A 12,410-nucleotide genomic window follows, 5' to 3' on the forward strand; every position below is an offset into this window, starting at 1 on the left:
GTCGCAAAAAACAGGCCGGTTACGACGGGATAATACATGTTTAACGAAATACCACAGACTCGCCCAGCCACCCCTTTGCTGGACGGCATTAATGAAACTGCGCAACTGCGCGCACTACCCGAAGAGCAGCTGCCACAATTGGTAGAAGAGCTGCGCGCCTACCTGCTCTATACCGTAGGCCAAACCGGTGGCCATTTTGGCGCAGGCTTAGGCGTGGTGGAATTAACCGTGGCCCTGCACTATCTCTATAACACTCCCGAAGATCGCATAGTCTGGGATGTAGGTCACCAAACCTACCCCCATAAAATACTGACCGGCCGCCGTGAGCAAATGCACAGCATGCGCCAGCAACATGGCTTGGCGGGCTTTCCCAAGCGCGCCGAAAGTGAATACGACACCTTTGGTGTAGGCCATTCCAGCACCAGTATTAGCGCCGCCCTAGGCATGGCCATAGCCGCCCGCGACCAAGGCATAGACCGCAAGGCCGTAGCTGTTATAGGCGATGGCGCGATGACTGCAGGCATGGCGTTTGAGGCACTGGCCCACGCCGCCCACGTAGACACCGATATGCTAGTAGTGCTGAACGACAATCAAATGTCCATCTCCCACAACACCGGCGGTCTTAACACCTATTTTTCCAAAATCTGGGCCAGCAAAACCTACACCGGCCTGCGCGAAGGCAGTAAAAAAGTATTATCGCGGCTGCCGCCAGCCTGGGATTTAGCCAAGCGGGTAGAGGAACATATGAAAGGCATGGTCGCCCCCGGTACTTTATTTGAGGAGCTGGGCTTTAACTATATAGGCCCTATAGACGGCCACGACCTGCCTAATTTAATCAGCACCATAGGCAATATGCGCGAGCTTAAAGGCCCGCAGCTGCTGCATATTATTACCCAAAAAGGTAAGGGCTTTGGCCCCGCCGAAAAAGACCCGGTGGGTTATCACGCCATCAATAAAATTGAGGCCAAAGCCGCCAGCAGCAACAGTGTTAAAAAACCCAAATACCAAGATGTGTTTGGCCAATGGCTATGCGATATGGCCGCCAGCGACGACAAGTTAATAGGCATTACCCCTGCCATGTGTGATGGCTCGGGTATGACAGCCTTTGCCAAACAGTACCCGCAGCGTTTTCACGATGTCGCCATCGCCGAGCAACATGCCGTGACGCTGGCAGCAGGCATGGCCTGCGATGGCTTAAAACCCGTAGTGGCGATTTACTCCACCTTTTTGCAAAGAGCCTACGACCAGCTGATACACGATGTCGCCCTGCAAGAATTAGACGTGACCTTTGCCATAGATAGAGCAGGCTTAGTGGGCGAAGACGGCCCCACCCACGCGGGCAGTTTTGATATCAGCTTTTTACGCTGCATACCCCATATGCTGGTAATGACCCCTTCAGACGAGGATGAAACCCGGCAACTGCTATACACCGGCTATCAACATAAAGGCCCCGCCGCCATACGTTACCCCCGCGGCACCGGCCCCGGTGCCCATATAGAGCCACGCATGACAGCCCTGCCCATAGGCAAAGCGGTACAACGCCGCGCCGGTAAGCAAGTGGCCATACTTAATTTTGGCACCCTGCTACCTGCCGCCTTAGCCGCAGCAGAAAACCTAAACGCCACCGTTATTGATATGCGCTTTGCCAAGCCGCTGGATCAAAACATGATTAGCGCCATGGCCAGCAAACATGAATTATTAGTAACACTGGAAGAAAACAGCATAGCGGGTGGTGCCGGTGCCGGGGTGAGCGAATACTTAAACCAAGAGGGCATCACCCAGCCATTATTACATTTAGGCCTGCCCGATGAGTTTATTGATCACGGCAAACACGCCGATCTGTTGGCCAGCTGCGGCCTGGACAGCGTTGGCATAGAGCAGGCTATACGCCAACGCTTACTACAATTAGCCAGCGCTAAAAAAGCTAAGGCCAGCTAAAGCTGGCCTTTTTATGACAATAACAATCCCTTTCGCCGCCGCGGGCTACCTGGCTATTGCTCTTCGTCGTCGTGCATCAAGTGCCCTAACTTACCCGCTTTGGTGGCAAGATAGTGCGCATTGTGGGGGTTATGGCCGGTTTTTAGGGGAATACGCTCTGCAATAGTCAGGCCCTGCTCGGTCAAGGCTTTTACTTTGCGCGGGTTATTGGTCATTAAGCGCAGGCTCTTAATGCCTAAGTGCCTAAGCATTTCGGTGCAAATACTGTAGTTACGCATATCGGCACCAAAACCTAATTGCTCATTAGCCTCTACCGTATCGGCACCGGCGTCTTGCAATTTATAGGCTTTAATTTTATTGAGTAAGCCTATACCCCGACCCTCTTGACGCAAATACAACAAGGCGCCACGACCTTCTTCGGCGATTTTTTGCAGCGCCGCTTGCAGCTGTGAGCCACAGTCACAACGCATGCTAAATAAAGCATCACCGGTTAAACACTCTGAATGCACACGGGCTAGCACCGGTTCACCATCGGCTACATCACCCAGGGTCAACACCACATGCTCTTTGTCGTTTTCTATATCTTCAAAGCCATGCATGTCAAAAACCGCCCACTCCGTGGGTAATTTTGACGACTCGACAAAACGTATTGACACTAGGCTCTCCACAATCAAATCTAACAACAAATGTAAGGCAAAACTAAAGGGCGCTCATTTTAACAAGGTCAGCGCCGATGTATAGGTGAAATTCGCCGCCGGGTTAGCGCCTACTAAGCCCCTAACAGTGCCATAGGAACTTAATATTTACGGCGCAGGGTCATAATGCCATCTTGCTCTTGCATATCCAGCTGCGATAAATAACTCATACCCAATAAAACTTCAGTAGGGTAATTGCCCTCTATCACCGAGGCCTCTACCCCGCTAACAGTAATGCCACCCACCGTCACCGACGACAATACCAAGCTGTAAGCAGCGGCTACCCCGCTGGCGGTAGTCACTCGTGACTTGACGCCCTGCCGGTAATTAATCCCCAGACGCTTAGCGTGGGCACTGCTCATGGCCACGATATTGGCACCGGTATCCACGAGCACGGTAATACGGCGGCCATTGATGGTGGCATAGGTTAAATAGCGATTGCGGCTATCGCGAATAACTTGAACTTCTGGTGCCTCGGGGGCGGCAGCGGCACCGCTAATATGCTTGTTTAAACCCAGAGTTTGGCGCTGGCCATCGAACTCTATCACCACATGACGGGTGCTAGCCTCTATAACTTTCACCCCAGAATTACTGCTTTGGCCTTGGCGCAACAAAGTTTGCTGGCCATCTATGCGCAAAATAGCGCCACCTTTAAACAAGCCTTCAACCACTACTTCGGGCTGGGCCCAAGCCAGGCAGCAAAAAAATACCAAGGTGCTTAGTAATAGCCTGCTCACACTCCCCCCCTTTTGCGGTGCTAGTGGTAGATCGCTTATAAATTAATAGCGCTGTCTTCGGCCAGTAATTGCTGGGCATCAACGGCTACACCATCAACACCACTAATCATACACTGGTTAATTTGCTTGGCGTCGGCAGCACTACTGGCTATTAGCGGATAAAACTCGGCTAGCAAGCCTACCCACTGCTCCAGCTGCGCCCAACCCTCTTCATCGGCGTCTACGTTTAGTTCCATATAACTGGGCTCGACACCATCGGCCTTGGCAATGTCGGCATAGCTATGTACCGCCACCCCCAGCATAAGCTTGGCCTCATGCAGGGCCGCTAAGGCCTGCAAGCTAAGTTGGTCAGCTGGCAAATGCACACCATAGGCCTGCTGGTCTATGGCTAGCTGCCAGTCACCTTCGATTATCACTTTTACTTGCTGCTGGCGGCATTGCGCGATTGCCTCAGCCACCCAAGCGGTATCGCCTGTGATACGTAAACGTAACACGCTGACTAACTCTGAATTTAACAGCTCGGGCAACTGCGCCAAGTCTGTGACTATGGGGCAGAGCTGTAAGTTGTCGTCACAGGCGGGAAAACTAAAGCCCTGCTCCGGCAGCTGGCTGGCCAGCACCGGTAAGTCATCTAATTCTGCGGGCCAGCCAAAATGCCCTACCGGGCCGGGGCCGCTGCCTATTTGCACGGCGTAACGCAAGCCTTGGCAAACATAGGCTTTAGCCAATACCAAAGCATCCTGCCTACTAAAACCGCGCGCTAAAGCGGCGGTAATAGCCGCGCTAAAACTGCAACCACTGCCGTGGTCATTAACGGTATCCAAGTACTCGCCCAGCAGCCAATACGCTTGCTCTGCATCGCAATAATAATCCAGGCACAGGTCGCTATAATCTTCAAAATGGCCGCCGGTAAGTACCACCGCACGCGCGCCTTGTTGCACTATTTGTGTGGCTGCTGCCACCATATCCTCAGCCTTATTTATGCTGTTACCCGTTAAGGACTGTGCCTGTTTGATATTGACTACCAATAAGTCGGCTCTGGGGATTAACTGCTGGCGCAATAACTCACCGGCACTCTCGGCTAATAGGCATTCGCCAGTCACCGTTTGTAAATGTGGGTCACACACCACCGGGCCAGGATAATCGCTGAGGTATTTAACAACCGGCTCTATAGTCTCTTCATTTAACAGCATGCCTACTTTAATCGCCTTGGCGGGCAAGTCGCTGTCTAGGGCATTGATTTGCGCCACCATATTTTTGCGTTCGGTGGCCACGGTATAGCCCACCGCAAAGGAGTTTTGCGCGGTCAAGGCGCTAATCACTGAACAGCCGTGTACGGCAAAATCTTGAAAGCTATACAGGTCTGCCTGTACTCCGGCACCACCGCCAGAATCTGAACCTGAGATAGTCCATACCACGGGCTTTTTATGTTGCAGAAAATTATTCAAGCGCTAGCTCCAAAACATCAATTAATTAAGTGAATACGGCCCGTCTTTATGCCGCCATGACCACCTGTAAATACACCAAACCTTGCAGGCAAATAAAAGCATAAACACCAGCCAGCACATCATCCAACATAATACCCAGGCCAGTTTCCATTTTTTCATCCAAGACTTTTATGGGCCAGGGTTTCCATATATCAAATAGGCGAAACAAGATAAAACCAATGACTATCCACAGCCAGCCTGCCGGGGCCGCCAGCATGGTTATCCAAAAGCCCACAAACTCATCCCAGACTATACCGGGGTGATCGTGCACTCCCAAGTCATCGGCGGTTTTGCCGCACAGATACACCCCCACTATAAAACTGGCTAGCAATAGCAGTACATACCCCAATAAAGGCAGCTGCATAAGCAGCAGGTATAAGGGCACCGCCATCAAGGTACCAAAGGTGCCCGGTGCTTTCGGCGCTAAGCCGCTGCCAAAACCAAAGGCCAGGCAGTGTATGGGATTGCTGAGTATGGCCTTGGCATTAACGCGCATAGTTTTTTATCATCATGTTGCTTGCCGCTTTATAGTTAAAACTTTTCATTTAAAAATGTTGATAGCCGGTTTGGGATAATTGCAGCTCGCTGCCTCGCCCATCCACACAGCGCACCCCTGAGCCTGCCACTATAGTGCCGACCTCGGTAATGGCTACGTCTATCAGTTCGGACAACTCCAGTAATTGCTCACGCATAGAGGCGGGCGCGGTAAAGCACAGCTCGTAATCATCGCCGCCGCTCAACGCATAGCGCCGTGCTTGTTCTGGGCTGCTGGCCGCCTGTAACTCTGCCGACAGCGGCAGCTTATCCACATTCACCACGGCAGCCACACCGCTGCGCTTGGCAATATGCCCTAAGTCGGCAACCAAGCCATCGGAAACATCTATAGCCGCAGTGGCTATATCATTAAGGCTTTGCCCCACCGCAATGCGGGCACTGGGCTGGTAGTAACGCTGTTTAAAAAATTGCTGGGCGCTTTTGGCGACGCTCAATTGCCCTTGCATAAAAGCCAGTGCCGCCGCCGCGTCACCTAAGCTGCCAGTAACAAAAACACAGTCACCCAGCGCCGCACCGTGACGCTGCAGCGCCTTGCCCTTGGCAACCACACCCTGCACATGCACGGTAAGGCTTAATGGCCCCTTGGTGGTATCGCCGCCTATAAGTGCAATAGCATAATGCTGAGCGGCCTGTTGCAAGCCGCGACTAAAATCGGCCAGCCAGGGCTCGCTGACTTGCGGCATGGAAATCGCTAAAGAAAAAGCCACCGGGCTGGCCCCCATAGCCGCCAAATCACTGATGGAAACCGCCAGCGCTCGCTGTGCAATTAAGTCTGCATTGGCTTCGGCAGGGAAATGTACGTTGGCATTTAGGGTGTCTATGGATTGCGCCAACTGCATATCGTCCGGTATGGATAATAAGCAGCAGTCGTCCCCTATGGCGAAATCCACATAGGGGCTGGCAGGCTGTTCTAGGGCTGTGAAATAACGCTCTATTAATGAAAATTCCGACAGCGACATAGCCTACAGCTCTAACGTTGTGCGGCTTTAACTTCTACTGCGCGCACTTTCTGCGCCAGCTTATCTAATACCGCATTGATATATTTATGACTTTCAGCAGCACCAAATTTTTTCGCCAGTGACACTGACTCATTGATAACAACTTTATAAGGAATATCTATACGCTTAATCAGCTCGTAGCTACCTACTCGCAATAACGCTAACTCTATGGGATCTAGCTCATCCATAGAACGGCCTTGCAAATAATCAATAAAAGCTTCTTCCAGCTCAGAAACACAGCCTGGGATATCAAAAACTAATTCGTGAAAATAGGCTTTATCAACGTTACTAAAATCGTAATCTGTTAAAAACTGTGACTCAATTTCGTTCAGGGCATTGCGGGTCATCTGCCATTGATACAGGGCCTGCATACCATAGTGGCGTGCCTTGCGGCGAGCGGCGGGGTTAAACGTTGATGTTTGTTTATCAGACACGATATTTCTCACTCATATAAAAAGAACAAGCGCACCGTTACAGGCGCGCTTTATTAATAAAACTTTGCGGGGCTAAACCCTGCAGACCATTATATGTGGTCTAACAAGCTAACCATTTCTAGGGCTGAAGCCGCAGCTTCTTCACCCTTGTTACCCATTTTGGTGCCTGAGCGCTCTACCGCCTGCTCTATGCTATCAACCGTAAGCACACCAAATGACACGGGGATTTCAGCCTCTAAATTAACCGTGGCCAAACCTTTAACACATTCGCCGGCCACATATTCAAAGTGAGGGGTGCCGCCACGTATCACTGCCCCTAGGGCAATAATGGCATCATATTCTTTTTTAGCCGCAACTTTTTTAACGGTTAGAGGAATCTCAAAAGCACCGGGGCAATAAATGATACTTAGATCTTCTTTGGCGACGCCGTGGCGAGTTAAGTAATCTACCGCCCCCTCTAGCAAGCTACCTACGACGAAGCTGTTCCAGCGGGTTACCACTAAGGCAAATTTTTTGCCCTTGGCTGAAATAAAATCACCTTCAATTACTTTAATATCTTTCATTACACTCTCTCTACATTTTCTAATTCGTTGCTAATTGTTATTGCGGCGCTACGTGTTCAACCACTTCTAAATCAAAACCAGATATAGCATTGTATTTAATGGGCACGCCCATTAAGCGCAGCTTACCCGCACCTACATCGCGTAAAATTTGCGAACCCAAACCTACTGTTAGGTAGCTGGCATTTTTAGAGCTGGCCTCTTCTATGGGGCGATTTTTTTCACCCATGGCGATGGCAACGCTTTCTAGATGTTCGGCCGCAGTTTCGTGATTAGCTAGCAACACCACCACACCGCTACCCTCTTCAGCCACCTTGGCCAGGCAGCGTGACATATTCCAGCTGGGCTTATCGTTAGGTTGGGTGGTGAGTAAGTCTCGCATAGCAGAAGCTAAATGCACACGCGCTAAGGTAGGCGTACTGGGGTCTATCTCACCTTTGACCATGGCGTGGTGTATATCACCGGCCAATAGATCTTTATAGGTATGTAATACAAACTCGCCGTGATCGGTTTGCACCACACCTTCGCTGATTTTTTCTATGGTGCGCTCGTTAATAACCCGGTAGTGAATTAAATCGGCGATGGTGCCTATTTTTAAATCGTGCTCTTTGGCAAAAATTTCTAGCTCGGGGCGCCTGGCCATGGTGCCGTCTTCATTCATAATCTCGACTATGGTACCCGAGGCTTCAAAACCGGCTAAGCGCGCCAAGTCGCAACCGGCTTCAGTATGGCCAGCACGGGTCAACACACCGCCGGGCTGGGCCATAATGGGGAATATGTGGCCGGGCTGTACTATATCGCTGGGCTGGGCACTGCGAGCTACTGCGGTGCGCACAGTGTGGGCACGATCAGCGGCAGAAATACCGGTAGTTACGCCTTCGGCTGCCTCTATAGACATGGTGAAGTTAGTGCCAAACTGAGCGCCGTTAGCACCATCTACCATTAAACCTAGGTCCAATTGCTTACAGCGCTCTTGCGAGAGAGTTAAGCAGATTAAGCCGCGGGCATGCTTGGCCATAAAGTTGATATCTTGTGGCTTTACGCACTCGGAAGCCATCACCAGATCGCCTTCGTTTTCTCTATCTTCGTCATCCATCAAGATAACCATTTTGCCCAGGCGTATATCTTGTATCAGTTCTTCTACGGTATTTAATGCCATTCTTTAAACCTTTGCGCTTTACGCTTTATAAAAGCCATGCTCAGCCAGCAAGGCCTTGGTGACGCCGCCGGCCATTGTAGCACTGACGGCTGCCTGTTCGCCCAACATTAAGCGCTCCAAGTAACGCGCTAGCTGATCAACCTCTAAATTAACCTGAGTGCCGGGCTTATAATGTTTGATGATGGTTTCTTGTACCGTGTGGGGCACGATATTGAGCTCGAACTCCGCGCCATCCACCTGATTAACGGTAAGGCTGGCACCGTCTATACACACCGAGCCTTTGTGAGCGATATACTTAGCTAGTTTAGCAGGCGCTTTTAAACGAAACCGTTCAGAGCGCCCATCACTGTGGCGGCTAAGCACTTCAGCCAAACCATCTACGTGGCCGCTAACCAAATGCCCCCCCAGGCGAGTGGCCAGGGTCAGGGCCTTTTCTAAATTAACACTGTCGCCCACTTGCAGACTGGCCAAGCTGGAATTGGCCAGAGTTTCTAGCGAGACATCAGCCCAAAAACCATCACCGGGTAAGGCGACTACGGTTAAACACACACCATTGGTGGCAATACTATCACCCAATTGCACATCTGCTAAATCTAACTTACCGCTGCGTATTTGCAGGCGCAGGTCGCCGTCGCGCATCTCTTTGGCGGCTATGCTGCCCACCGCGGCAATAATACCTGTAAACATGCTTTAACCTTTTGATTCCACTGGGGCTATGGCTAACGCATCGATGCGCCAATCCTCACCTATGGGAGTGATTTGCTGTATGTGTAAGCGCTGCTGCTGTGACATGCTGCTTAGCGGCAGATTAAATAAGGGTCTGGCCTCACTGCCCAGCAAAGTGGGCGCCATATAGACGGTAATCTCATCCAGCAGACCCTGCTGTAAAAAAGCCCCCGCCAAGGTGGCACCGGCCTCTAATAACACTTCATTGCAGCCCCGTTGGCCCAGCTCGGCCATCACCGCCGCCAAATCAACTTGCCCCTGCTTATTGCTTAGCTGTAACACCTCCGCGCCGGCCGCCTGCAATGCTTGTTGCTGCTGGGGTTTGGCTACGGCGGTGATAATTAATATAGGGCCGGGCTGGGTAAACAGCTTGGCCTCTGGGCTTAAGCGCAAAGTAGAGTCCAATACTACACGCAGAGGTTGCTTGGCAACTATGGCAGCCACTAGCGGCTCATCGTCCAAGCCTAATTGCTCGGCGCGCACGGTCAAGGAGGCTTGATCCATAAGCACGGTATCCACTCCCGAGATAATGGCAGAGCTGCGCGCCCGCAGCCGCTGCACATCGGAGCGCGCGGCGGGGCCGGTAATCCACTGGCTTTCGCCGCTGGCCATGGCTGTGCGGCCATCCAGGCTCATGGCTAGCTTGGCACGCAGCCAAGGTAACCCTTGGCGCATGCGTTTGTTAAAACCTTTATTGAGCTGCTCGGCCTGCTCGGCCAGCACCCCCAGCTCTACCGCAATACCGGCATCGCGCAAGCGCTGTATACCCGCGCCCGCCACCAGTGGATTGGGGTCTTGCATGGCAACCACCACTTTAGCGACCCCGGCTTTAATCAGGGCATCACAGCAGGGCGGTGTTTTGCCGGTGTGACTGCAGGGCTCTAAAGTAACGTAGGCGGTAGCGCCCGTAACCGCCAGGCCGCGCTGCTGTGCATCTTGCAGGGCATTGACCTCGGCGTGGGCCTCGCCAGTGCGGCGATGAAAACCTTCACCAATAATTTCCCCTTGCTGCACTAACACACAGCCTACTCGGGGATTGGGTGAGGAGGTATACAAGCCCTGTTCGGCCAGGGCTAAAGCACGCTGCATGTAAAGGCTATGGTCGCTCACGGAACTTCCTAAGACTCGCTTTCTGCAGGCTCATTGGTGAGGCGATCTATCTCTTGGCGGAATTCTTCCAAATCTTTAAAGTCGCGGTAGACCGAGGCAAAACGCACAAACGCCACTTGGTCCAAACGCTGCAAATGCTCCATCACCAACTCACCCACCACCAGCGATTTCACTTCACGCTCACCGGTGGCTTGCAGGGCTTTTTTGATATGGTTAATGGCGGCTTCTATATCTTCCACACTGACTGGCCGCTTTTCTAAGGCGCGCAAAATACCGCTGCGCATTTTCTCCTCATCAAAGGGCTCACGATTACCATTGCCTTTAATAATACGTGGCATTAATAATTCGGCAGTTTCGTAGGTGGTATAGCGTTCAGAACAGGCGGTGCATTCGCGACGGCGGCGCACTTGGCCACCCTCGGCGACTAGGCGAGAGTCGATAACCTTGGTGTCATCGTGGGAACAAAACGGACAACGCATATTGTTGCCTTAAAAAAAGTTAATGATGGCAAGAGCTTAGCATAAGCGGCCATCAATTTGCTGAAAAACCTAGTTGAAAAAAACAAGAAGGCTGGGGAGAAACCCCAGCCTTAAGCGACCGTACTTATTTGTATACGGGGAATCTAGCGCAAATTTCCAACACTTTGGCTTTGACCTCAGGGATAACCGTAGCGCTGTTACCGTTTTCTAATGAATCCAATACATCACAGATCCAGTTAGTCAGCTGCTCGGTTTCAGCCTCGGCAAAACCTCTAGTGGTAATTGCTGGCGTGCCCACACGTAGGCCCGAAGTAATAAACGGTGAACGTGGATCGTTAGGCACAGCGTTTTTGTTAACGGTAATAAAGGCTTCGCCCAATGCCGCATCGGCGTCTTTACCGGTGTATTCTTTACCGATTAAGTCTACCAACATCAGGTGGTTTTCAGTGCCACCCGAGACGATTTTAATGCCGCGCTGCATAAAGGTGGCCGCCATTACTTTCGCGTTTTTCACCACTTGTGCTTGGTAGGTTTTAAACTCTTCGCTCTGCGCCTCTAAAAAGCTTACTGCCTTGGCTGCAATCACATGCATTAGCGGACCACCTTGGCCGCCGGGGAATACTGCAGAGTTAAACTTCTTCTCTAGCTCTTCGTTAGCCTTAGCCAAGATCACACCGCCGCGTGGGCCGCGTAGCGTTTTGTGCGTGGTAGAGGTGACTACGTCAGCAAATGGTACGGGGTTGGGGTATAAGCCCGCCGCCACTAAACCGGCAACGTGAGCCATATCTACGAATAAATAGGCACCCACTTTGTCGGCGATTTCGCGGAATTTAGCCCAGTCAACGATGCCAGAGTAAGCAGAGAAACCGGCGATAATCATTTTTGGCTTGTGCTCTAAGGCCAAGGCTTCAACCTGAGCGTAATCTATCAAGCCAGTCTCGGGGTCTAGACCATATTGTATGGCGTTATAAACACGGCCAGAGAAGTTAGGCTTGGCACCGTGCGTTAAGTGGCCACCCGCATCCAGGCTCATGCCCAACACAGTATCACCAGCATTTAATAAGGCCAGGAACACAGCAGAGTTAGCTTGTGAGCCCGAGTGTGGCTGCACGTTGGCATAGTCGGCACCAAACAAAGACTTAACGCGCTCTATGGCTAGCGATTCGGCCTTGTCTACATACTCACAACCACCGTAGTAGCGTTTGCCGGGGTAACCTTCAGCATATTTGTTAGTCATTGAAGAGCCTTGGGCCTCCATGACGCGTGGGCTGGTGTAGTTTTCAGACGCAATAAGTTCTATGTGCTCTTCTTGGCGACGATTCTCTTCTTGAATCGCGGTAAAAAGCTCATCATCAAAACCACTAATTTGCATATCTTTCGAGAACATTGGTATCCCCTGGTTATCGTGACCAAATAGTCTAATTTGAACGCAGCCGGGCTAGCTGCCAGAAAGCGTGGGATTGTACCTTATCAAAGCGCTTTAGGCATGTGTTTTGAGGCAGGAATAAAGGAAACAAAGCATTTCTTTTAGC

Annotated in this window: 13 protein-coding genes; 1 reads left to right on the forward strand and 12 read right to left on the reverse strand. The window is 51.4% G+C overall.

What is annotated here, in order from left to right; genetic code table 11:
* Window positions 1-36 precede the first annotated feature (36 nt).
* The gene (dxs, locus tag NO559_RS01960; RefSeq protein WP_258330091.1) at window positions 37-1,938 is read left to right on the forward strand and encodes a 1-deoxy-D-xylulose-5-phosphate synthase; all 1,902 of its coding nucleotides are present in this window, start codon (window positions 37-39) and stop codon (window positions 1,936-1,938) included.
* 53 nt (window positions 1,939-1,991) lie between these two features.
* Here dxs and ribA read toward each other — a convergent pair whose 3' ends face one another.
* From ribA to glyA, 12 genes are all read right to left on the reverse strand, one after another.
* Window positions 1,992-2,594, reverse strand: a complete 603-nt coding sequence (gene ribA / locus NO559_RS01965) for a GTP cyclohydrolase II (RefSeq protein ID WP_258330092.1) — start codon at window positions 2,592-2,594, stop codon at window positions 1,992-1,994.
* Between the two features lie 140 nt (window positions 2,595-2,734).
* Window positions 2,735-3,370, reverse strand: a complete 636-nt coding sequence (locus NO559_RS01970; RefSeq protein WP_258330093.1) for a TIGR02281 family clan AA aspartic protease — start codon at window positions 3,368-3,370, stop codon at window positions 2,735-2,737.
* 35 nt (window positions 3,371-3,405) lie between these two features.
* A complete protein-coding gene (thiD, locus tag NO559_RS01975) occupies window positions 3,406-4,818 on the reverse strand; it encodes a bifunctional hydroxymethylpyrimidine kinase/phosphomethylpyrimidine kinase (RefSeq protein ID WP_258330094.1) in 1,413 nt (470 codons plus the stop codon).
* Between the two features lie 46 nt (window positions 4,819-4,864).
* Window positions 4,865-5,353, reverse strand: a complete 489-nt coding sequence (locus NO559_RS01980; RefSeq protein WP_258330095.1) for a phosphatidylglycerophosphatase A — start codon at window positions 5,351-5,353, stop codon at window positions 4,865-4,867.
* A 49-nt stretch (window positions 5,354-5,402) separates the two neighbouring features.
* Complete coding sequence (thiL, locus tag NO559_RS01985; protein WP_258330096.1) at window positions 5,403-6,371, reverse strand: thiamine-phosphate kinase; 969 nt, start codon at window positions 6,369-6,371, stop codon at window positions 5,403-5,405.
* Between the two features lie 11 nt (window positions 6,372-6,382).
* Window positions 6,383-6,847 (reverse strand): transcription antitermination factor NusB, encoded by a 465-nt coding sequence (nusB, locus tag NO559_RS01990; RefSeq protein WP_258330194.1) that lies wholly within the window; start codon window positions 6,845-6,847, stop codon window positions 6,383-6,385.
* An 86-nt stretch (window positions 6,848-6,933) separates the two neighbouring features.
* Complete coding sequence (gene ribE / locus NO559_RS01995; protein ID WP_258330097.1) at window positions 6,934-7,407, reverse strand: 6,7-dimethyl-8-ribityllumazine synthase; 474 nt, start codon at window positions 7,405-7,407, stop codon at window positions 6,934-6,936.
* 37 nt (window positions 7,408-7,444) lie between these two features.
* A complete protein-coding gene (ribBA, locus tag NO559_RS02000) occupies window positions 7,445-8,563 on the reverse strand; it encodes a bifunctional 3,4-dihydroxy-2-butanone-4-phosphate synthase/GTP cyclohydrolase II (protein ID WP_258330098.1) in 1,119 nt (372 codons plus the stop codon).
* Window positions 8,564-8,581: 18 nt separating this feature from the next.
* Window positions 8,582-9,250, reverse strand: a complete 669-nt coding sequence (locus NO559_RS02005) for a riboflavin synthase (protein WP_258330099.1) — start codon at window positions 9,248-9,250, stop codon at window positions 8,582-8,584.
* Window positions 9,251-9,253: 3 nt separating this feature from the next.
* Complete coding sequence (gene ribD, locus NO559_RS02010; protein WP_258330100.1) at window positions 9,254-10,399, reverse strand: bifunctional diaminohydroxyphosphoribosylaminopyrimidine deaminase/5-amino-6-(5-phosphoribosylamino)uracil reductase RibD; 1,146 nt, start codon at window positions 10,397-10,399, stop codon at window positions 9,254-9,256.
* Between the two features lie 8 nt (window positions 10,400-10,407).
* Window positions 10,408-10,878: a transcriptional regulator NrdR gene (gene nrdR / locus NO559_RS02015; protein ID WP_258330101.1), complete on the reverse strand. Its 471-nt coding sequence runs from the start codon at window positions 10,876-10,878 to the stop codon at window positions 10,408-10,410.
* A gap of 124 nt (window positions 10,879-11,002) precedes the next feature.
* Complete coding sequence (gene glyA, locus NO559_RS02020; RefSeq protein ID WP_258330102.1) at window positions 11,003-12,265, reverse strand: serine hydroxymethyltransferase; 1,263 nt, start codon at window positions 12,263-12,265, stop codon at window positions 11,003-11,005.
* Window positions 12,266-12,410: the final 145 nt, after the last annotated feature.

Origin of the sequence: Dasania sp. GY-MA-18, assembly GCF_024734385.1 — a bacterium.
GTDB lineage: Bacteria > Pseudomonadota > Gammaproteobacteria > Pseudomonadales > Dasaniaceae > Dasania > Dasania phycosphaerae.

Bases quoted from the DNA above. Each gene is read 5' to 3' on its own strand.
- dxs (WP_258330091.1), top strand. From the start codon at position 37: ATGTTTAACGAAATACCACAGACTCGCCCAGCCACCCCTTTGCTGGAC.
- NO559_RS01980 (WP_258330095.1), bottom strand. From the start codon at position 5,353: ATGCGCGTTAATGCCAAGGCCATACTCAGCAATCCCATACACTGCCTG.
- thiL (WP_258330096.1), bottom strand. From the start codon at position 6,371: ATGTCGCTGTCGGAATTTTCATTAATAGAGCGTTATTTCACAGCCCTA.
- ribE (WP_258330097.1), bottom strand. From the start codon at position 7,407: ATGAAAGATATTAAAGTAATTGAAGGTGATTTTATTTCAGCCAAGGGC.
- ribBA (WP_258330098.1), bottom strand. From the start codon at position 8,563: ATGGCATTAAATACCGTAGAAGAACTGATACAAGATATACGCCTGGGC.
- NO559_RS02005 (WP_258330099.1), bottom strand. From the start codon at position 9,250: ATGTTTACAGGTATTATTGCCGCGGTGGGCAGCATAGCCGCCAAAGAG.
- nrdR (WP_258330101.1), bottom strand. From the start codon at position 10,878: ATGCGTTGTCCGTTTTGTTCCCACGATGACACCAAGGTTATCGACTCT.
- glyA (WP_258330102.1), bottom strand. From the start codon at position 12,265: ATGTTCTCGAAAGATATGCAAATTAGTGGTTTTGATGATGAGCTTTTT.